Source organism: Mesorhizobium sp. W016, from assembly GCF_054719485.1.
The window spans coordinates 2,402,258-2,423,568 of record NZ_JBTTIF010000002.1 but is presented as its reverse complement, the minus strand read 5'-3'; the positions used below and the strand labels follow the sequence as shown (position 1 = coordinate 2,423,568).

At 63.1% G+C, this 21,311-nt stretch carries 12 protein-coding genes, 1 tRNA gene and 1 pseudogene; 2 read left to right on the top strand and 12 right to left on the bottom strand.

What is annotated here, in order from left to right:
• Window positions 1-3 precede the first annotated feature (3 nt).
• Window positions 4-1,524: a phosphomannomutase/phosphoglucomutase gene (locus tag ACYG9V_RS12005; RefSeq protein WP_023824217.1), complete on the bottom strand. Its 1,521-nt coding sequence runs from the start codon at window positions 1,522-1,524 to the stop codon at window positions 4-6.
• Between the two features lie 200 nt (window positions 1,525-1,724).
• Here ACYG9V_RS12005 and ACYG9V_RS12000 point away from each other — a divergent pair.
• Both ACYG9V_RS12000 and ACYG9V_RS11995 read left to right on the top strand, forming a co-directional pair.
• Window positions 1,725-1,801, top strand: a tRNA-Pro gene (locus ACYG9V_RS12000).
• A gap of 168 nt (window positions 1,802-1,969) precedes the next feature.
• Window positions 1,970-2,308, top strand: a complete 339-nt coding sequence (locus tag ACYG9V_RS11995) for a hypothetical protein (protein WP_023684572.1) — start codon at window positions 1,970-1,972, stop codon at window positions 2,306-2,308.
• Window positions 2,309-2,349: 41 nt separating this feature from the next.
• On the opposite strand, the gene ACYG9V_RS11990 is transcribed toward ACYG9V_RS11995, so the two are convergent.
• From ACYG9V_RS11990 to ACYG9V_RS11940, 11 genes and pseudogenes are all read right to left on the bottom strand, one after another.
• A complete protein-coding gene (locus ACYG9V_RS11990; RefSeq protein ID WP_023705464.1) occupies window positions 2,350-3,969 on the bottom strand; it encodes an ABC transporter ATP-binding protein in 1,620 nt (539 codons plus the stop codon).
• Between the two features lie 47 nt (window positions 3,970-4,016).
• Window positions 4,017-5,144 (bottom strand): ABC transporter permease, encoded by a 1,128-nt coding sequence (locus ACYG9V_RS11985; RefSeq protein WP_023670736.1) that lies wholly within the window; start codon window positions 5,142-5,144, stop codon window positions 4,017-4,019.
• 9 nt (window positions 5,145-5,153) lie between these two features.
• Window positions 5,154-6,077, bottom strand: coding sequence for an ABC transporter permease subunit (locus ACYG9V_RS11980; protein ID WP_023684574.1), 924 nt, complete (start codon window positions 6,075-6,077; stop codon window positions 5,154-5,156).
• Between the two features lie 426 nt (window positions 6,078-6,503).
• A pseudogene (locus ACYG9V_RS11975) lies at window positions 6,504-7,649 on the bottom strand (peptide ABC transporter substrate-binding protein); the annotation flags it as partial.
• A gap of 643 nt (window positions 7,650-8,292) precedes the next feature.
• Complete coding sequence (gene bglA / locus ACYG9V_RS11970; protein ID WP_023684575.1) at window positions 8,293-9,942, bottom strand: beta-galactosidase BglA; 1,650 nt, start codon at window positions 9,940-9,942, stop codon at window positions 8,293-8,295.
• Window positions 9,942-11,942 carry a glycogen debranching protein GlgX gene (glgX, locus tag ACYG9V_RS11965; RefSeq protein WP_352763034.1) on the bottom strand — a complete coding sequence of 667 codons (2,001 nt, stop codon included), beginning with the start codon at window positions 11,940-11,942 and terminating at the stop codon, window positions 9,942-9,944. Before glgX ends, bglA begins: the two co-directional genes overlap by 1 nt.
• A gap of 157 nt (window positions 11,943-12,099) precedes the next feature.
• Window positions 12,100-13,728, bottom strand: coding sequence for an alpha-D-glucose phosphate-specific phosphoglucomutase (locus ACYG9V_RS11960; protein WP_023684576.1), 1,629 nt, complete (start codon window positions 13,726-13,728; stop codon window positions 12,100-12,102).
• 3 nt (window positions 13,729-13,731) lie between these two features.
• A complete protein-coding gene (gene glgA / locus ACYG9V_RS11955) occupies window positions 13,732-15,177 on the bottom strand; it encodes a glycogen synthase GlgA (RefSeq protein ID WP_023692759.1) in 1,446 nt (481 codons plus the stop codon).
• A gap of 19 nt (window positions 15,178-15,196) precedes the next feature.
• The gene (gene glgC / locus ACYG9V_RS11950) at window positions 15,197-16,462 is read right to left on the bottom strand and encodes a glucose-1-phosphate adenylyltransferase (RefSeq protein WP_023715696.1); all 1,266 of its coding nucleotides are present in this window, start codon (window positions 16,460-16,462) and stop codon (window positions 15,197-15,199) included.
• Window positions 16,463-16,521: 59 nt separating this feature from the next.
• Window positions 16,522-18,735, bottom strand: a complete 2,214-nt coding sequence (gene glgB / locus ACYG9V_RS11945; protein ID WP_023715697.1) for a 1,4-alpha-glucan branching protein GlgB — start codon at window positions 18,733-18,735, stop codon at window positions 16,522-16,524.
• 70 nt (window positions 18,736-18,805) lie between these two features.
• Window positions 18,806-21,268, bottom strand: coding sequence for a glycogen/starch/alpha-glucan phosphorylase (locus ACYG9V_RS11940; protein WP_352763037.1), 2,463 nt, complete (start codon window positions 21,266-21,268; stop codon window positions 18,806-18,808).
• Window positions 21,269-21,311 lie beyond the last annotated feature (43 nt).

The following is a 21,311-nucleotide window of genomic DNA, read 5'->3' as shown; positions in this document are numbered from 1 at the left end:
CAATCAGAACGTCTGGTTGTAAGCGCCGACTTCGGGGCTGCGGCGCAGCACGGCGTCGACCGCCTCGAACATCTGCCGGCGGCGCTCGGACGATACCGGGCTTTCGACAACCACGACAAGCTCCGGCTTGTTCGACGACGCCCGCACCAGCCCCCAGGTGCCATCCTCGGCCACGACGCGCACGCCGTTGACGGTGATCAGCTCGGCGATCTTCTGGCCGGCAAAAGTCTTGCCGGCGCGCTGCATCGCCTGGAAGTCCGCCACCACCCGATCGACCACGCCGTATTTCACATCGTCGGCGCAATGCGGCGACATGGTCGGCGTGCCGAAGGTCAGCGGCAGCGCGCGATAGAGATCGGCCATCGAACTTGTGGGGTTGCGGACGAGCATCTCACATATGGCTATTGCCGTGATGAGACCGTCATCATAGCCGCGGCCGATCGGCGGGTTGAAGAAGAAATGGCCCGACTTCTCGAAGCCGGCGACGGCGCCAAGCTCGGCGACGCGGCGCTTGATGTAGGAATGGCCGGTCTTCCAGTAATCTGTCTTCGCGCCGTTGCCACGCAAAACGCTGTCGGTGTTGAACAGGCCGGTCGATTTGACATCGACGACGAAGGTCGAGCCGGGATGCTGGCTGGAGATATCGCGCGCGAGCATGACGCCGACCTTGTCGGCGAAGATCTCGTTGCCCTCATTGTCGACCACGCCGCAACGGTCGCCGTCGCCGTCGAAGCCCAGCCCGACATCGGCGCCGGTCTCCAGAACCTTGTCGCGGATGGCATGCAGCATCTGCATGTCTTCCGGGTTCGGGTTATAGCGCGGAAAACTGTGGTCGAGCTCGACATCGAGCGGGATCACCTCGCAGCCGATGCGCTCCAGCGCCTGCGGCGCGAAGGCGCCGGCGGTGCCGTTGCCGCAAGCCGCCACAACCCTGATCTTGCGCGCGATGCGCTTGTCCTGGGTCAGGTCGTCGAGATAGGTCTCGCGAAAACCGGAGACGAATTCGTAAGAGCCGCCGCCGGCGAGATCGAAATCGCCCGACAGCACGATCTGTTTCAGGGCGCTCATCTCCTCCGGTCCGAAGGTGAGCGGCCTCGCCGCACCCATCTTGACTCCGGTCCAGCCATTCTCGTTGTGCGATGCCGTGACCATGGCGACGGAAGGCGCGTCGAGCGCGAACTGGGCGAAATAGGCCATGGGCGACAGCGCCAGGCCAATGTCTTTCACCTTTGCGCCCGCAGCCATCAGGCCGGAAACCAGCGCCAGCTTGATGGCAAGCGAATAGGAACGGAAATCATGCCCGGTGACGATGTCGGGCCCGGCGCCAAGACGGCGGATCAAAGTGCCCAGGCCCATGCCCAGCGCCTGGACGCCGATCAGGTTCAGGTCCGGCGGTTGCGTCGAACCGGCATGGCCAAACCACCAGCGCGCGTCGTATTCGCGAAAGCCGGACGCCTTGATCAGCGCTTCGGTTTCGAATTCGAAGCTGTTGGGCCGGGCGTCGCCTACGATTTTCAGGGGCAAGGCAGCAAAGCTCCAGATGGCGAAAACGCGATTTATCGAGGCTGCGACTTAGCACACAAGGCTTTAAGCCGGGTTTATCCCGGGAGGGAAAGCCAAGCTTTGCGGCAATGCCCAACGAAAGCCAACGAAATGCGACAGAAGCGCTGCCATTGCCGCTTGCAGGAACGGTATGTGGCAGCTATAAGCCCGCGGTCTGGTCACGGAGTGTAGCGCAGCCTGGTAGCGCACCTCGTTCGGGACGAGGGGGTCGCAGGTTCAAATCCTGCCACTCCGACCAGAAAAAACAGACACTTAGGTGTTTGTTCTCCCGACCCACAAGATAGCTTGATGCAAACCGGCTGCGTCGGCGTCGCTGTCAGCATGGTGTTTTGACGCGACAACCTTCCGCGCTACCTCGATAATAGGAATGCCGCCGAGACAGCGGCCGGAACGAGGTTTGCGGAAGATGAATTTGTTGATTTCAAGCCGGCTGTCAGCGCTGCTCGCTTTGTCCCTGGCGGCAGGCTGCTCATCGCTGGGCAGCGCGGTGAACCCGGCGAAATACGACAGCATGACATGCGCCGAGCTCAACACCGCCGTAGGCGATACCGCGCGCGACATCTCGCAAACCGCCATCACCCGCGGCAAGGTCGCCAACACCAGCGTGCCGAACTGGCTGCTCGGCGGCACGCGCGTGAAGAGCGCAGTGGCCAAGCGTGAGACGGCCAGAATCGAACTGCTGAAGCAGCGGCAAGAGGCCATTGTCGCGACAAGGGCCAACAGATGCCCCAGGTCAGCGGGCTAAGCGAACTGGCCCTACCCTGACTATCTGCTGAACGTCACGCCTTAAGCACTCAGCCTGAAGCGCGTGACATCGATCGCCGCAGCCATCAGCGTCTGGGTGTAGGCGGCCTGCGGGTTGCTGAAGATCTCTTCCGTCGGGCCTTCCTCGACGATCTTGCCCTGCCTCATGACGATGATGTAGTCGGCCATGGCGCGCACCACGGAGAGATCGTGGCTGATGAAGAGGTAGGACAGTTCGTGGTCGGCCTGCAGCTTGCGCAGCAATTCGACGATCTGCTTCTGCACCGAGCGGTCGAGCGCCGAAGTCGGCTCGTCCAGCACCACCAGTTTGGGCTTCAGGATCACGGCACGCGCGATGGCGATGCGCTGGCGCTGGCCGCCGGAGAATTCGTGCGGGTAGCGGTTGCGTGCGTTGGGATCGAGGCCGACCTCGAGCAAGGCCTCGACGGCGCGCTGATCGCGTTGCTTGCCTGACAGGTTCGGCTCATGCACCAGAAGGCCTTCGGTGATGATCTGGCCGACGGTCATGCGCGGCGACAGCGAGCCGAACGGATCCTGGAAGACGAGTTGCATCTCCCGCCGCAGCGGCCGCATCGCCTGGCGGTCGGCGGTGGAGATGTCGCGGTCGCCGAAGCGGATGACACCGTCGCTGGGCAACAGGCGCAGAAGTGCGCGGCCGAGCGTCGATTTTCCCGAACCGGATTCGCCGACTATACCGATGGTCTGGTTGCGCTTCAGCCGGATCGAAATGTGATCGACGGCGCGTAGCAGCAGCGGTTCGCCGGCAAGGAAGCCGCCGCCGATCTTGAAGGTCACTTCGACATTGCGGCCCTCCAGCAGCACAGGAGCGCTGGACGGCGGCGCCGCCTTGGTGCCGGTCGGTTCGGCGGCCAGCAGCATTTTGGTATAGGCATGCTGCGGGTTGGCGAAAAGTGCTTCCGCCTCGCCTTCCTCGACCACCTCGCCATAGCGCATGACATAGACGCGGTCGGCAAAGCGCCGGACGATGCCGAGATCGTGGGTGATAAAGACGATGGCCATGCCGAGCTTGCGCTGCAGTTCGGCGAGCAGCACCAGGATCTGCGCCTGGATGGTGACGTCGAGCGCCGTCGTCGGCTCGTCGGCGATCAGGATGTCGGGGTCGTTGGCCAATGCCATGGCGATCATGACGCGCTGGCGCTGGCCACCCGACATTTCGTGCGGATAGGATTTCATCCGCCGCTCGGGATCGGGAATATGCACAAGCCGCAGCAGCTTGAGCGCCTCGTTCCGTGCCTCGGCTGCGTTCAGCCCGCGGTGCTTGCGAATCGGTTCGATAAGCTGGTTGCCGATCGAATAGAGTGGATCGAGCGAGGTCATCGGCTCCTGGAAGATCATGCTGATCTTGGCGCCGCGCACCTTGTTGAGGTCGGGCTTGCTCATGGTCAAAAGGTTGCGGCCGCGATAATCGACGTGACCCGTCGCCTCGCCATTGGACGCCAGCAGGCTCATCGCCGCCATCATGGTCTGGCTCTTGCCGGATCCGGATTCGCCGACCACGGCAACGGTTTCCCCTGCCTTGACGTGGATGTTGATGCCCTTGACCGCTTCGACCGCGCCGTCGAGCGTGCGGAAACGGACGCGAAGGTCCTTGACGCTGAGGATCGTTTCGGGCGTTTCCATCGCAACGGTCCCCATTTTATTTGGTCCCCATATTATCGGTCCAATCTTCATCGGTCTCTTGGATCGAGCGCGTCGCGCAGGCCGTCGCCGACGAAGTTGAGCGCAAACAGCGTCGACACGAGGAAGAAGGCGGGGAACAAAAGCAGCCAGTTGGCGGTGCCGATGTTCTTGGCGCCGACGGAGATGAGCACGCCCCAGCTGGTCATCGGTTCCTGCACGCCAAGGCCGAGGAAGGACAGAAAGCTTTCCAGGATGATGACCTGCGGCACCAGCAGCGTCATGTAGATCACCACTGGTCCGAGCAGATTGGGGATGACATGGCGCAGCAGGATGCCGCGCTGGCCGACGCCCATGGCTTCGGCCGCCTGGACATACTCCTGCCGCCGGATCGACAGCGCCTGGCCGCGCACGATGCGCGCCATGTCGAGCCACAGCACCGCTCCCACCGCCAGGAACATCAGCACGAAGTTGCGGCCGAAGAACACCACCAGCATGATGACAAAGAAAATGAAGGGCAAAGAATAGAGCACGTCGACGATGCGCATCATCACCTCGTCGATCTTGCCGCCGGAAAAGCCGGCCGCCGCCCCGTAGAGGACGCCGATGACCACCGCGACAATGCCGGCAAGCAGGCCGATGGCCAGCGAGATGCGCCCTGCCATCAGCGTTCGCGAGAGAAGATCGCGACCGGTGTTGTCGGTGCCGAACAGGAAGTACTGCTGTTTGACCGACGCAGTCATAGTCAATTCGAGCCCGTCGGCCGATTTGCTCTCTATCTTGGTATCGTCGAAGGCATCGGAGCGGTCAAGATAGCGGATGTTGCGGTCGTCGATCGGTTTGGTCGAGGTGACGGTGACGGTGACGCGACTGCCGTCCAGTTTCCACTCCTTGATGTCGACGCGCATGCGCTTGATGGCATCCTTGAGCGCCGTCTCGATCATGTCGGGCTTCGGATAGGCTGAAAAGCTTGGCGGCGTGCGCACATAGTCGGCATAGATGGTGGTGTACTGATGCGGCACGAACCAGGGGCCGAAGATGCTGATGACGCCAATGAAGGCCAGGTAATAGAGGCTGAACATGGCGGCGCGGTTGGCTTTGAGGCGCGCCCATGCGTCGCCCCAGAGCGAGCGGCCGACGACGGCCGGCGGAGCGGCGGCGGCTGTGATGTCAGTCATAGCGCACCCTCAGTCATAGCGTACCCTCGGGTCGACGACCGCGTACATGACGTCGACGATCAGGTTGAAGACGATGGTGAAGAGCGCGATCACCACCACGGTCCCCATCACCAGCGTGTAGTCGCGGTTGAGCGCGGCATCGACGAAATAGCGGCCGACACCGGGAATGGAGAAGATGGTCTCGACGATGACCGAACCGGTGAGCAGCGCCGCGGCTGCGGGGCCGGTGAAGGAAACGATCGGCAGGATGGCGCCGCGCAGCGCGTGCTTGACCACCACCGACCAGTCGGAGAGGCCGAGCGCACGCGCCGTTCGGATATGATGCGAACGCAAGCTCTCGATCATCGACCCGCGCATCAGGCGGGCAACGATGGCGATCTGCGGCAAGGCCAGCGTCAGCACCGGGCCGATCTTGTTGATTAATGCGCCATCACCCCAGCCGCCGATCGGCAACAGCTTCCAGGTCAATCCGAACACCAGCTGAATCACAGGAGCGATGACGAAGGTGGGGATAGTGCTGCCGGCGGTCGCCAGCGCAATCACCGTATAGTCGCCAAGCTTGTTCTGGTTGAGCGCGGCGATGGTGCCGAGCACCGAACCAAGCAGCAGCGCCAGGATCAGCGCCGAGGTGCCGAGCTGGACCGATATCGGCAGCCCCTTGGCAAACAGTTCGGTGACGGTGAAGTCAGGCAAATTGTAGCTCGGCCCGAAATTGCCGCGCAGAAGATTGCCGAGATAGTGGGCATATTGCAGCCAGAGCGGATCGTCGAGGCCGAACTGTGCTTCCAGATTGGCCCTGATCTCGGGACTGAGGCCCCGCTCCTGATTGAAAGGGCCGCCCGGTGCGACGCGTATCAGGAAGAACGCCATGGTCACGATGACGAACAGCGTCGGAATGGCGGTCAGAAGCCGCCGTAAGATGTATCGCAGCATCGGCGCCCCGCTTCGGCCAGAGCGACATACGTCCATGCAGACGCATTGCCACGCTCCGGCGCCAAATCTTCGCACCGGGCTTGCCGAAAATCGACCACGACTTTCGGACCGGTGCGATGACCGACCAGTCCGCCCCGCCCGGAGGGGGCGGGGCGGTCCAGTCAAGGATGATTATCAGTCCTTGGAGACGAAGCGGGACGGATGGATGTCCATCACATTGTCATCGAAGCCATGCAGCTTCGAGGAAACGATATCGTGGAAGCTGTAGTAGAGAAGCGGAATGTTGCCGACGTCATCGACAAGGATGCGCTCGGCCTCGGTGAGGTCCTTCATGCGCTCTTCCGGCTTGCCGCCGGCAGCCGCGGCCTTGTCCATGGCCGCCTCATATGCCGGGCTGACGTAGCTCGAATAGTTGTTGCCGCTGGCCTTGCGGGTGATGCCGAGGAAGGTCTCGGGATCCTTGTAGTCGGCGATCCAGGCGGCACGCGCCACGTCGTAGTTGCCCTTCTGCTCGAGGAAGGAATAGTGGGTCTTGGTATCGGTGTTGAGCAGCGTGATCTCGACGCCAAGCGGCTTCAACTGTTCCTGGATGGCAACCGCGGTGTTCTTGTGGTTTTCCGAGGTGTTGTAGCGGATCTCCATCTTCAGCGGATGCTCGGGCGTATAGCCGAGTTTCTCAAGGATCTTCTTGGCGGCGTCCTCGCGGTCGATCTGCGGCATGTCGGCGTATTTGGCCATTGCCGGCGTGTAGCCGGCGATGCCCGGAGGCACCATCGAATAGCCAGGCAGCATGGAATTCTGCCAGACCTTTTCGGCCAGGAAGTCGCGGTCGATCGCCATCGAGATGGCGTTGCGCAGCTCGACATTGTCCCACGGTGCCTTGTCGGTCTTGATCGCGTAATAGTAGGTGCCGAGATACGGTCCGACACGGACCTGATCGCCGAACTTGGTCTTGAGGTCAGCGAGCTGTTCGGTCGGCAGGTCGCCGTAGCTGTCGAGTTCGCCGGCCTCGAAGCGCTTCATCGCCGATGAGCGGTCTTCGGTCGGGATGTAGTTGACGACGTCCATCTTGACGGTCGCGGCATCCCAGAATTTCGGATTTTTGACCAGCTTCATGTGGTCGTTGGGAATCCACTCGGCCAGCGTATAGGCGCCGTTCGAAACGAGATTGCCCGCCTTGATCCAGTCGGCGCCGAGCTTGTCGATCGAGGCCTTGTTGACCGGATAGGTAGCCTGGTGGGTCAGCATCTCGAGGAAGTATGGCGTCGGCGCCTTCAGCGTCACCTCCAGGGTGTTGGCGTCGATCGCCTTGACGCCCATGTCCTCGGGCTTGCCTTTCTTGGTGTTGACTTCCTCGGCGTTCTTCACGGGATAGAGCATGGAAGCGTATTCGGCGGCGGTCGCCGGATCCTCAAGCCGACGGAAGGAATAGACGAAGTCCTCGGCCGTCACCGGGCTGCCATCCGACCACAAGCCGTCCTTGCGCAGCTTGAAGGTGTAGACGGTGCCGTCATCCGATACCGTCCAGCTTTCGGCGGCGCCCGGGATGAGGTTCGTCTTCTGATCGTGCATGACCAGTCCCTGGAACAGGTCGCGTATGATATCGGCTTCGTAGACGGTCGAGGTCTTGTGCGGATCGACCGTCTCCGCTTCGGCGGCGCTGCCTCTGTTATAGACGGTCTCGGCAAGGGCCGGCGTCAGGAACGTGCCTGCGGCAAAGGTCATGGTCGCGGCGACAAGCGTCGCCTTCAGCATATTTTTCAGCATGAAGTCTCTCCCTGTGGCGCTGCCCATCGGCTGCGCCTTACGAGTGTTGACGCCCCGGAACCGATTTCTGGCCCCTTCGAGCGCGCCGCCGGTTCCCGTCCCGGCAGCTGGTGGCAGGAGACTAGACAGACGGAAATATTATTTCAACCGAGTCTTGCTTGACGCTAAGTGAGCATCCTCATCCTAAACCAGCCATAGCTAATCTATATTACCAGGTTCAATTGGGTGCAGCTTGCGGTTGTCCTGTAATTTTGCGTTTTGCCCTCAGCAGTTGTAATTGGCGCAACCATCTGGAAACATTCCAGGAATGCCGTTCGTGGCCAAGCTCGACGAAAGTACCGAAGAAGCCCGAAAATGAAAAACATGGCGCCGGTGGCGTTGCGCGGATCACTCGGCACGGTTGCATGCGGACACGATCTTTGTTGACGCCGGACGGCGTCCCTGAAGATCAGCCTACCTTGCCGACAAACCAGCCCAGGGCTGGCAGCAACAGCCCCTCCTCCTGCAGGACGGCACCGCCACCCAGAGCGATCGCCTCGACAGGCTGGAGATCCGGCGGCAGCCGCCAGTCGGCCGGCTTGTCGGCGAAATTGAAGACGCAGAGCAATATCTCGTCCTCGCCCTGCCGGATGAAGGCAAGGACATCGCCGTCGGTATCGAGAAAGCGGATCGGGCCCTTGACCAGCGCCAGATGCGCCTTGCGCAAGGCGAGCATCGTCCGGTAGCCGGCGAGCACGGACTTGTCGTCGGCGTTCTGGATATCGACCGCCCGAGCGCGGTGGCTTTCCGGCACCGGCAGCCAGGGTTTTCCCGAGGAAAAACCGGCATTGTCGGCGCCCGCTTCCCAGACCATCGGTGTGCGGCAGCCGTCCCTGCCCTTTACCCCCGGCCAGAAACGGATGCCGACGGGATCGCGCAGATCCTCGAAGGTCAGTTCCGCCTCCTCCAGCCCAAGCTCTTCGCCTTGGTAGAGACAGATCGAGCCCCGCAGGCAGGAGAGCAAAGCGATAGCGAATGTCGCCACCGCATCTGGATCGCCGCCCGGCCGCGTCCAGCGGCTGACATGGCGCACGACATCGTGGTTGGAGAATGCCCAGCAGACCCAGCCGTCGGCGACAGCTGCCTCGAAGGCCTCGACGCAGCCGCGCACATGGGCGGCTGAGAATTGCTGACCGAGCAGGTCGAAGGTGTAGCACATGTTGAGCTTGTCGCCGCCGGATGTGTAGGCGGCCAGCGTCTGCAGCGAACGGCCTTCGTCGCCGACCTCGCCGACACTGGCGCGGCCGTCATATTCGTCGAGCAAAGCGCGGAAGCGCCTGAGGAAACCGAGGTTTTCCGGTTGCGTCTTGTCGAACAGATGCTCCTGGAAGAGATAGGTGTTGGTTTCGCCATTGGTGCCGGCGACGCTCGACGCCAGCGGCGGATTGCTGCGCAGCCAGCGGTCGTGGACATAGTAGTTGACCGTATCCAGGCGGAAGCCGTCGACGCCGCGCTCGAGCCAGAACCGCACCGTCTGCAACAACGCGTCTTGAACCTCAGGATTGTGGAAGTTGAGGTCCGGCTGCGAGGCGAGGAAATTGTGCATGTAGTATTGCCGGCGGGTCGCGTCCCACTCCCAGGCCGGGCCGCCGAAGACCGACAGCCAGTTGTTGGGCGCGTTGCCGTCCGGCCTGGTGTCGGCCCAGACATACCAGTCAGCCTTGGGATTATCCTTGCTGGCACGGCTCTCTACAAACCATTCGTGCTTGTCGGAGGAGTGCGACAACACCTGATCGATGATCACCTTCAGGCCGAGCCTGTGCGCCTCGGCAACCAGCGCGTCAAAGTCGTCGAGCGTGCCGAACATCGGATCGACCGCCTGATAGTCGGAGACGTCGTAGCCCATATCGGCCATTGGCGATTTGAAGAAGGGCGACAGCCAGACGGCGTCGACGCCGAGCGAGGCGACGTGCGCCAGCCGTGAGGTGATGCCTGAGAGGTCGCCGCTGCCGTCGCCGGTGGTGTCCTGGAAGGAGCGAGGATAGATCTGGTAGATGACGCAGCCGCGCCACCAGTCGGCGCTCTGTTCAGGTCCCGGCTGGGCATTGTCGTCGGCCATTACGGACCCTTCCTGGCGCGGGCCTTTGCGGTCCGGCGCTCGATCATGAAACTGACACTGCGGCCGGGCAGCGGCCGCGCGAGGTCGACCGCTTGCGCTTCAACAGCCGGCTGCCATTCAAACCCTTGCCGCGCGGGCAGCGTGAAGACGCATTGGCGGCGATCGCCATTGACGATCACAGCCAGGCGGCCTTCCCCGCCATCGCCGAGCAGCATGACGAGGCGATGGCGCGAGCCATCGTTCCAGTCGGCTTCGCTGAGCGGCGCGCCGGTCTCGGTCAGCCAGGCGACGTCGGGCGTTTCAGAACCGGCCGGCGGCTCTCCGGTCAGGAAGCGCGTATCGGAAAGCGCCGGCACCGCGCCGCGCAGAGCTGCGAGCGCGGACACATGGGCTTCCAGCCCGACGTCGCGCCCGGCCCAGTCGAGCCAGGTGATGGCGTTGTCCTGCGCATAGGCGTTGTTGTTGCCCCCTTGCGTGCGGCCGAATTCATCGCCCGCCGTCAGCATGATGGTGCCGCGCGAGGCAAACAGCGTGGCGAGCAGCGCGAAGCGATCATGGGAACGGGCCTCGGCAATCGCCTTGTCCGAGGTTTCGCCCTCGACGCCGTTGTTCCAGGACAGGTTCTCATTGTGGCCGTCGCGGTTCTTCTCGCCATTGGCTTGGTTGTGCTTGGCTTCATAAGCGACGATATCGGCCAGCGTCATGCCATCGTGTGCGGCGATGAAGTTGACCGTGCGGCTGGCGGATTGGCCCTCCCTGCCGAACACATCGGAGGAGCCGGCGAGCCTTGTCGCCAGCGCACCGACCGCGCCGGCATCGCCGCGCCAGAAGCGCCTGATGTCGTCGCGGTAGCGGTCGTTCCATTCGAGGTAAGGCGGCCGGAAATTGCCGAGCTGATAGCCATTCGGGCCGATGTCCCACGGCTCGGCGATCAGCACCCTGTCGGCAAGCAGACGATCGCCAGCGATGGTCTCGAGCAACGGGGCCGCCGGATCGAATACGCCATCGACGCGGCCGAGGACCGGCGTCAGGTCGAAGCGGAAACCGTCGACGCCGGCATGGCGGACGAAATGGCGCAGCGTGTCGAGTACCATGTCGCGAACGACCGGATGGTCGCAGGCAATGGTATTGCCGGTGCCGGTATCGTTGGCCAACCTGCCGTCCTGCTCGCTGCGGTAGTAGGCTTGATTGTCGAGGCCGCGCAGCGACAGCGTCGGCCCGAGCCGGTCACTTTCGCCGGTATGATTGAAGACGAGATCGAGGATGGTGCCAATGCCAGCCCTGCGCAGCACCCCCACAGTATCGCGCAACTCGGCGATGCCGCCGGGCGCCAGGCGCGGGTCGAGCGCCATGAAGGTGACTGGGTTGTAGCCCCATGCGTTGCTGAGGCCGAGCGGCGGTAGATGGCGCTCATCGATCCATGCCGTCACGGGCATTAGCTCAACGGCGGAGACGCCGATCTTTCTGAGGTGTTCGAGGATGGCCGGATGCGCAAGTGCGGCAATGGTGCCGCGCTGCGCTTCCGGTACGTCCAGATGCAGCCTGGTGAAGGAGCGGACGTTGAGTTCGTAGATCAGGCCGCCTGGCTGGAACAAAGGCGGCTTGGCCGGCAGCGGCTTCGGTTGAGCCCGCGCGATGGTCTTCGGCATCAGTGGCGCGGTGTCGGCGCCTTCGTTGCGCCGGGCGGCAAGCCGCCAATGATGCTGGTAGGGCCGGTCGATTTCGACGGCGTAGGGATCGGTGAGCAGCTTGTCGGGATCGAACCACAGCCCGCGCTCCGGCGCATATTCGCCGTCGGCGCGAAAGCCGTAGCGCGTACCCGCGGCAAGGCCGGCGACGAACAGCGCATGGACGCCCTCGCTTTCCGGCTGAAGTTCGAGCCGGTCGATTTCACGGGCGCCGGTGTCGTCGAAGATCGACACCCACAGGCGCCGCGCGGACGACGACCAGGCGGCGAAGCGGATGCCTTCGGGAGTGACGGTTGCGCCGAGCTGGGTCATCGGCGCATCCTCCACTCTCCCCCTTGTGGGGAGGGTCGCGAACGAAGTGAGCGGGGTGGGGGTCGGCGCGGGGAAAGCGCTTTACGAGCACCCCCAACCCGATCCGCTGCGCGGATCGACCCTCCCCACAAGGGGGAGGGTAAAGACCTCACCACCCTCAAGTAATCACGCTCGGCTTGTTGCGCCCGGTGTGGCTCTTGATCCCGGCGATATCATCGGCAGCCGCGATCAGGTCAGCGAGCGCCTCTTGCGTGTCGAGATCATGCCGCGCTCTGTCCGGCTCGTAGCGCTCGATGTAGACGCGCAGCGTAGCACCCGACGTGCCGGTGCCGGACAAACGAAACACGACACGCGAGCCGCCTTCGAACAGGATGCGGATGCCCTGGTTCTTGCTCACCGAACCGTCGACGGGATCGTGATAGGCGAAGTCGTCAGCATTGGCGATCTTCAGGCCGCGCACGCTGGTGCCGGGCAGCGAAGCGAGCTTGGCGCGCAACTCGTCGACCAGGGCGTTGGCGCGCTCGGTTTCGACCTCCTCATAGTCATGACGTGAATAGTAATTGCGGCCGTAGGTCGCCCAATGTTCGGTGACGACGTCCTTGCAGCTTTCGCCGCGCACGGCCAGGATGTTCAGCCACAACAGCACCGCCCACAGCCCGTCCTTTTCACGGACATGGTTCGAGCCGGTGCCGGCGCTTTCCTCGCCGCAGATCGTTGCCATGCCGGCATCGAGCAGATTGCCGAAGAACTTCCAACCGGTCGGCGTTTCGTAGATGCCGATGCCGAGCTGTTCGGCGACGCGGTCGGCAGCGCCGCTGGTCGGCATCGAGCGGGCGATGCCTTTGAGGCCGTCCTTGTAGCCCGGCGCCAATTGCGCATTGGCGGCAAGCATGGCCACCGAATCCGACGGGGTGACGAAAATGCCCTTGCCGATGATGAGATTGCGGTCACCGTCGCCGTCGGAAGCGGCGCCGAAATCGGGCGCATCCGGTCCCATCATCTCGTCGTAGAGATGCTTGGCGTGGACCAGGTTCGGATCCGGGTGATGGCCGCCAAAATCCGGCAGCGGCTTGTAGTTGCGGCAGGTGCCATTCTCCGCGCCGAGCCGGCGCTCGAGAATTTCCTTGGCATACGGGCCGGTGACCGCATGCATGGCGTCGAAGCGCATGCGGAAGCCGTATTTGAAATTGGCGCGGATGGCGTCGAAGTCGAACAGGCTCTCCATCAATTCGGCATAGTCGGTGACCGGGTCGATAATCTCGACCGCCATGCCGCCGGCGGTCACCGTGCCGATCTTGTCGATGTCGATCTGGTCGATGTCGGCGGTCTTGAAGCTCGAAATCGTCTTGGTCTTTTCGAAGATCGCGTCGGTCAGCTTTTCCGGCGCCGGGCCGCCATTGCCGGCATTGTACTTGATGCCGAAATCCTCGTGCGGGCCGCCCGGATTGTGACTGGCCGACAGGATGATGCCGCCGAAGGTCTTGTATTTGCGGATGACATGCGACGCCGCCGGCGTCGACAATATGCCGCCCTGCCCGACCATCACCTTGCCGAAGCCGTTGGCCGCCGCCATGGCGATGGCCTTCTGGATGACCTCGCGGTTGTAGAAGCGGCCGTCGCCGCCGATCACCAGCGTCTTGCCCTCAAAGCCCTCCAGCGCGTCGAAGATCGACTGGATGAAGTTCTCGGCATAGTGCTCCTGCTGAAAGACAGGCACCTTCTTGCGCAGGCCGGACGTGCCGGGTTTCTGGTCGAGATAGGGTTTGGTGGCGACGGTCCGGATCATGCTTCAGGCAACCCTTTTCGAAAGCAGCAGGCGGTAGAGTTCAACGTATTTGTCGGCGCTCTTGTCCCAGGAGACATCGGCCTTCATGCCCTGGCGCTGGATCTGTTCCCAGACGGCCGGGCTCGAATGCGCATCGACCAGCCGGCGGATGGCGTGCAGCATGGCGCCGCCACTATTGGGCGCGAACTGGAAGCCGGTGGCGACACCGGCCGAGATCGCTGCTTCATTGGCGTCGATGATGGTGTCGGCAAGGCCGCCGGTGCGGGCGACGACCGGCACGCAGCCATAGCGCAGGCCGTAAAGCTGGGTCAGCCCGCAAGGCTCGAAGCGCGACGGGATGACGATGGCGTCGCAGCCGCCCTGCATGGTGTGGGAAAGCCCCTCGTCATAGCCGACGACGACGCCGACACGGCCGCGATGGCGGGCGGTGGCAGCCAGCAGCGCGCCTTCCAGGCCGGCGTCGCCTGAGCCGAGGATCGCCAGCCGCGCGCCGGTGGCGACGACGCCGTCGACCACAGCCGCCAGTATGTCCATGCCCTTCTGCCAGGTCAGCCGGCTGACGACGCAGACGATCGGACTGTCGTCGCGCTCGAGGCTGAAGCGGTCCTCGACAACCGCCCGGTTGGGAAGCCGAGCCTTAAGCGTCGCGGCGGAGTAGGCCGACACCAGATGCTTGTCGGTCTCCGGGTTCCAGATGTCGGTGTCGATGCCGTTGACGATGCCGTAGAGGTCGGAAGAGCGCATGTTGATCAGGCCGTCGAGGCCCATGCCGAATTCCGGCGAGCGGATTTCCTGGGCATAGGTGGGGCTCACCGTGGTGATCGCCCAGGCCGCCTGCAGGCCGGCCTTGAGGAAGCCGACGCCGCCATAGTATTCGACGCCGTCGAGCGCCATCGCCGCGGCCGGCAAGCCGAGCTCGCCAAAAATGCCGGCGCCGAACTGACCCTGGAAGGCAAGGTTGTGAACCGTGATCAGCGACGGCACGCCGACCGCCTTGCCGTAGCGCATATAGGCCAGCGTCATCGCCGACTGCCAGTCATGGGCGTGGACGAGATCCGGCTGGTAGCCGGAAATGGCGCCGCCGGCGATATCGCCACCGACCTGGCTCAGCGCGGCAAAACGCCGCCAATTGTCGGGCCAATCGGCGCCGGCCGCATTGCCGTAAGGGCCGCCGGGACGGTCGTAGAGATGCGGCGCGTCGAGCACGAACAGGTCAAGCCCGGCGATCTTGACGGCATGGACCGAAGCCTTGCCGCCCTGCAGCAGCGGGTATTGGTAGACAGCCTTCTTTTTCTTGAAGGCGTCCATCACCTGGGGAAAGCCGGGGATGAGCGTGCGCATGGTCACGCCCTTGGCGGCCAGCGCGATCGGCAATGCGCCGGTCACGTCGGCAAGTCCGCCGGTCTTGATCAGCGGGAATATCTCGGGCGTGACCGACAGAACCTGCATGCGTTTATGGTACCCCGTCTTACAGCTTCAGCTTGTCGATCATGTCCTGCGTGACCAGGCAGATGCCCTTTTCCGAAACCCGGAAACGCTTGGCGTCGAGAACAGGGTCTTCGCCAACCACCAGCCCTTCCGGTATCCTTACACCGTGGTCGATGACGACGCGCTTCAACTTTGCGTTCCGGCCGACATGAACGTCGGGCAGCATGACGACCTCTTCCAGCGTCGAATAGGAGTTGATGCGCGCGCCGGTGAAGATCAGGCTGCGCTTCAGCGAAGCACCCGAGACGATGCAGTCGCCTGAGACCAGCGAGGAGACGGCCGAACCGCGCCGGCCATCCTCGTCATGCACGAACTTTGCCGGCGGCTTCAATTCGGCATAGGTCCAGATCGGCCAGTCGCGGTCGTAGAGGTCGAGTTCGGGAGTGATGTCGGTCAGGTCGATATTGGCTTCCCAGTAGGCGTCGACCGTGCCGACATCGCGCCAATAGGCTTCGTTCTCGGCCGTCGAGCGCACGCAGGACTTGGCGAAACGGTGCGCGATCGCCTTACCGTGCTGGACGATGTAGGGGATGATGTCCTTGCCGAAGTCGCGGCTCGAACCCGGCTCGGCCGCATCGCGGCGCAGTTGTTCCATCAGGAACTTGGTCTTGAAGACATAAATGCCCATGGAGGCCAGCGCGAATTCCGGCTTGTCGGGAATGCCGGGCGGGTCGGCGGGCTTTTCGACGAACGCGATGATGTTGTCCTTGCCGTCGACATGCATGACACCGAAGCCGGTCGCTTCCAAGCGCGGCACTTCCAGGCAACCGACAGTGACGTCGGCATTGGCATCGACGTGCTGGCGCAGCATCAGCTCGTAGTCCATCTTGTAGATATGGTCGCCGGCCAGGATCACCATGTATTCGGGGCCATAGGCCTCGATGATGTCGATGTTCTGGTAGACGGCGTCGGCGGTGCCTTCATACCACTGCGTTTCCGAGACACGCTGGCTGGCCGGCAGGATGTCGAAGCTTTCGTTTCGCTCCGGCCGCAGGAAGTTCCAGCCGCGCTGCAGGTGGCGGATCAGCGAATGCGCCTTGTACTGGGTGGCGACACCGAGGCGGCGGATGCCGGAATTCAGCGCATTGGACAGCGCGAAATCGATGATGCGCGTCTTGCCGCCGAAATAGACAGCCGGCTTGGCCCTGCGGTCGGTCAATTCCTTGAGCCGGCTGCCGCGGCCGCCGGCCAGCACATAGGCCATGGCATCGCGCGCCAGCGGCTGGGTTCTCTTCAAGTCTGCCATCTTTACCCTCCCAAATTACCAGTCTGGAGCATCGCCCGGTCCGCAACGAGTCGACGGACCTAGTCCGCAACGAGTTCAAGCATGATCGTCGACAGCGGCGGCAAAAGCATCGTTGCCGAAATGCCTCCTCCTTCCGCCCTGGCTTCGACCACACCGCCATTGCCCTTGCCCGAACCACCGTAGTCCGAAGCGTCGGTGTTGATGATTTCGCGCCATTTGCCGACCTTGGGCAATGGCACGCGATAATTGTCGCGCGGCACTGGCGTGAAGTTGGAAATGACGGCGATCGGGTTGCCGCCGGGCGCGCTGCGCAGCCAGGCGAAGACCGAGTTTTCCTTGTCGTCGACGATCAGCCAGGAGAAGCCGTCCGGCTCGCAGTCGCGTGCATGCAGCGCCGGGCGCGAGCGATAGAGATAGTTGAGGTCGCGCACCGTCTGCCAGACGCCGCGATGCGGGTGGAAGTCGAGCAGGTTCCAGTCGAGCGCGCGCGCCTCGCTCCACTCGCGGCGCTGGGCGAATTCCTGGCCCATGAACAACAGTTTCTTGCCGGGATACCCCCACATGAAGGCGTAAAAGGCGCGCAATGTCGCGAACTTCTGCCAGTCGTCGCCGGCCATCTTGCCGAGCAGCGTGCCCTTGCCGTGCACGACCTCGTCATGGGACAGCGGCAGCACGAAATTCTCGGAAAAGGCGTAGGTCAGGCCGAACGTCAGGTCGTTGTGGTGGTGCTTGCGGAAGATCGGCTCCCTGGCGAAATACTCCAGCGTGTCGTGCATGAAGCCCATGTTCCATTTGAAGCCGAAGCCCAGCCCGCCTTCATGCACCGGCGCCGAGACCTTCGGCCATGAGGTCGATTCCTCGGCGATGGTCATCACGCCGGGATGGTGGCCGTAGACCTCCTTGTTCATCTTCTGCAGGAAGGACACCGCTTCGAGGTTTTCGCGGCCGCCCTTCTCGTTGGGGATCCACTCGCCGGCCTTGCGCGAATAGTCGAGGTAGAGCATCGAGGCCACTGCATCCACGCGCAAACCGTCGACATGGTATTTCTCGGCCCAGAACAGCGCATTATTGACCAGGAACGACACCACCTCGCGGCGGCCGAAATTGTAGATCGCGGTGTTCCAGTCGGGATGAAAACCCTTGCGCGGGTCGGCATGCTCATAAAGTGCTGTGCCGTCGAAATTGGCCAGGCCATGCGCGTCGACCGGGAAATGCGCCGGCACCCAGTCGAGGATGACGCCGACGCCGGCGCGGTGCGCACCGTCGACGAAACGGGCGAAGCCGTCGGGGTCGCCGAAGCGCGCCGAGGGGGCATAAAGTCCGGTTGTCTGATAACCCCATGACGGGTCATAGGGATGTTCGGAGATCGGCAGGAACTCGATGTGGGTGAAGCCGGTCTCGACAGCATAGGGGATAAGCTGGTTGGCGAGTTCGTCCCATGACAGGAAGCTGCCATCATCGTGCTGCTGCCACGAACCGGCATGGACCTCGTAGATCGATATGGCTTCGCGCCGGGGATCGGCCTTTCGCCAGTAATTGCGATGCGCCTCGTCGCCCCATTCATGCGCCGGCGGCACCGCCGTCACTGAGGCTGTGGCCGGGCGCAATTCCGACTTGAAGGCGAACGGATCGGCCTTGAGCGGCAGGCGCACGCCGTCCGGGGCAATGATCTCGTATTTATAGGGGTGGCCGGCGCCGATATCGGGAATGAACAGCTCCCAGATGCCGGTGTCGCGGCGGTCGCGCATCGTATGGCGGCGGCCGTCCCATTCGTTGAAGTCGCCGACCACGGAGACGCGCCTTGCATTGGGCGCCCAGACGGCGAAATGGACGCCCGACGCGCCTTCATGGTCGAGGAGATGGGCGCCGAGCTTGTCGAACAGCCTGAGGTGCGACCCTTGCGCGATATAGTAGTCGTCCATCGGGCCGAGCACCGGGCCGAAGGAATAGGGATCGGTCAGCCACCAGTCGCCGCCGGCATTTTTGGCGTGATAGCGCAGCGGCTGACGCTTCTTGATCGACAGTCTGCCTTCGAAGAAACCGGCGTCGTCGCGCCGCGTGAGTTCGCCGGCGTTCTTGCCGGCCAGCGTGTATGCGGTGACGAACTCGGCATTGGGGACGAAGCAGCGGGCAACCAGGCTCTTGCCGGCATCATGCACGCCCAGGATTGCAAAAGGATCGCCATGCGTGCCTGCAACAATTGCGGCGACATCGCCGGCTGACGCCAGCCCGTCCGACCCGCTCGTCGTCGCGGTCGCGCGCGGTTTCTTCATCAGGCGGTGTCCCTCCCTGGGAACCAGTTCTTGTGCACAAGACCCATTGTCGTGGCCTCATGCAATCATATCAGGCGGGCACGTTCCAGATTTCTTTCGCATATTGGCGGATCGTGCGATCGGAAGAGAACCAGCCGACGCGGGCAACGTTGCGGATAGCGCGCGCGTACCAATCGGGGCTGTTGCGCCAGACGGCGTCGACATCGCGCTGGGCGGCGGCATAGGCGTCGAAATCCGCCGCCACCATGAACCAGTCGCTGTTGTAGAGACCGTCGACCAGCTCGCGGTAGCGATCCGGCTGGTCGGGCGAGAACACGCCCGACGATACTGCGGCAACAGCCTGCGCCAATTCAGGGGAGCCCTCGATCACGGCGCGCGGGTTGTAGCCATTGCTGCGCCGCTCGGCGACTTCCGCCGTGCTCAGGCCGAAGATGAAGATGTTGTCGTCGCCGACGCATTCCTTGATCTCGACATTGGCGCCGTCGAGCGTGCCTATGGTCAAGGCGCCGTTCAGCGCGAACTTCATGTTGCCGGTGCCCGACGCCTCCATGCCGGCAGTCGAAATCTGCTCGGACAGGTCGGCGGCCGGCATCATCACCTCGGCCAGGCTGACATTGTAGTTCGGCACGAACACCACTTTCAGCAGACCGCGCACCGACGGGTCGCTGTTGATGACCTTGGCGACGTCGTTGGCCAGTTTGATGATCAGCTTGGCATTGTGGTAGCTGGGCGCCGCCTTGCCGCCGAAGAATTTGACGCGCGGCATCCAGTCCTGCTCGGGATGCGAGCGGATCTGGTCGTAGAGCGCGATCGCTTCCAGGATGTTGAGCAGTTGGCGCTTGTATTCGTGGATGCGCTTGACCTGGATGTCGAACAGCGCCGACGGGTCGAGCTTGATGCCGAGCCGGTCGGCGACCAGATTGGCGAGCTTGACCTTGTTGGAGCGCTTGACGGCGGCGAACTTGTCGCGGAAGGCGGCGTCGCCGGCAAAGGCTTCGAGCCCCTTGATGGCGTCGATGTCGTCGAGGAAACGGTCCCCGATCGCCGCGCGGGCGAGCGCGGTGAGGCCTGGATTGCACTGGATCAGCCAGCGCCGTGGCGTGATGCCGTTGGTCTTGTTGTTGATGCGATCGGGATAGAGCTTGTGGAGATCGGCAAACACCGTCTCCTTCATCAGTTCGGTGTGCAACGCCGACACGCCATTGATCGAGTGCGAGCCGACAAAGGCCAGGTTACCCATGCGCACGCGGCGGTCGCCATTTTCCTGGATCAGCGAGATGCGGCTGATCTGCTCATTGGAAAACTGGTTGGTGGCGCGGGCCTCAAGCAAAACCTGCGCATTGATGGCGTAGACGATCTGCATGTGGCGCGGCAAAAGCCGTTCGAACAGCGGCACCGGCCAGCTTTCCAGCGCTTCTGGCAGCAGCGTGTGGTTGGTGTAGCCGAAGGTGCGCTTGGTGATGTCCCAGGCCTGGTCGAAATCCATGCCATGGACGTCCATCAGCAGGCGCATCAGCTCTGGCACGGCGATCGCCGGATGGGTGTCATTGAGATGGATCGCCGCCTTGTCGGGCAGCGAGGCGAGATCGCCATACTGGCTGAGATGGCGCTGGACGATGTCCTGCAGCGATGCGGTGGAGAAGAAATATTCCTGCCGCAGCCGCAGTTCCTGGCCGGCCTTGTGGGAATCGGCGGGGTAAAGCACGCGCGACAAGGCATCGGCCTTGTTGCTTTCGGCCAGCGCGCCGATGTGGTCGCCGGCGTTGAACTTGTCGAGCAGGATCGGATCGACCGGCATGCCGGACCAAAGCCGCAGCGTGTTGACGCGGTTGGCCCGCCAGCCAACCACCGGGGTGTCGTAGGCGACGGCCTGGACATGCTCGGTCGGCTTCCAGACGTGACGTTCGAGCCGGCAATCCTTGGAGGTGATCGATTCCACCGAGCCGCCGAAGCCGACTTCGAAGGCGCGTTCGCGGCGCTCGAACTCCCAGGGGTTGCCGTGGTCGAGCCAGGTTTCGGGCAGTTCGACCTGCCAGCCGTCATGGATCTCCTGGCGGAACATGCCGTTGGCGTAGCGAATGCCGTAGCCATGCGCGGGAATGTCGACGGTCGCCATGCTTTCCATGAAGCAGGCGGCGAGCCGGCCGAGACCGCCATTGCCGAGCGCTGCATCCGGTTCGAGCCCGGCGATGAGGTCGAGGTCGACGCCCAGCGACTTGAGCGCTTCTCGCATATTGTCCATCAGGCCGAGATTGGAGAAGGCATCGCGCATCAGCCGGCCGATGAGGAATTCGAGCGACAGGTAATAGACGCGCTTTTCCTGCTGGGCGTAGGCCTCCTGCGTCGCCTGCATCCAGTGATCGACGATGCGGTCGCGCACGACCTTGATCGAGGCTGTCAGCCAATCATATTGCGTGGCAACGGAGGTGCCTTTGCCGACCCGGTATTTGAGAGCCAGCAAGACTTCGTCGGCCAGCGTCTTGGGATCGGGTATTTCGAGATCGGGGGCTTTGGCTGTCATTGTTTGCGTCATACTGCCTCTCGTGATCGTGCTGCGATCATACCGGCTTTCGCTC

Bases quoted from the DNA above. Each gene is read 5' to 3' on its own strand.
- glgX (WP_352763034.1), bottom strand. From the start codon at position 11,942: ATGACCCAGCTCGGCGCAACCGTCACTCCCGAAGGCATCCGCTTCGCC.
- ACYG9V_RS11995 (WP_023684572.1), top strand. From the start codon at position 1,970: ATGAATTTGTTGATTTCAAGCCGGCTGTCAGCGCTGCTCGCTTTGTCC.
- glgC (WP_023715696.1), bottom strand. From the start codon at position 16,462: ATGGCAGACTTGAAGAGAACCCAGCCGCTGGCGCGCGATGCCATGGCC.
- ACYG9V_RS11990 (WP_023705464.1), bottom strand. From the start codon at position 3,969: ATGGAAACGCCCGAAACGATCCTCAGCGTCAAGGACCTTCGCGTCCGT.
- glgA (WP_023692759.1), bottom strand. From the start codon at position 15,177: ATGCAGGTTCTGTCGGTCACGCCCGAGATATTCCCGCTGATCAAGACC.
- glgB (WP_023715697.1), bottom strand. From the start codon at position 18,735: ATGAAGAAACCGCGCGCGACCGCGACGACGAGCGGGTCGGACGGGCTG.
- ACYG9V_RS11940 (WP_352763037.1), bottom strand. From the start codon at position 21,268: ATGACGCAAACAATGACAGCCAAAGCCCCCGATCTCGAAATACCCGAT.
- ACYG9V_RS11980 (WP_023684574.1), bottom strand. From the start codon at position 6,077: ATGCTGCGATACATCTTACGGCGGCTTCTGACCGCCATTCCGACGCTG.
- bglA (WP_023684575.1), bottom strand. From the start codon at position 9,942: ATGGCCGACGACAATGCCCAGCCGGGACCTGAACAGAGCGCCGACTGG.
- ACYG9V_RS11960 (WP_023684576.1), bottom strand. From the start codon at position 13,728: ATGATCCGGACCGTCGCCACCAAACCCTATCTCGACCAGAAACCCGGC.
- ACYG9V_RS11985 (WP_023670736.1), bottom strand. From the start codon at position 5,144: ATGACTGACATCACAGCCGCCGCCGCTCCGCCGGCCGTCGTCGGCCGC.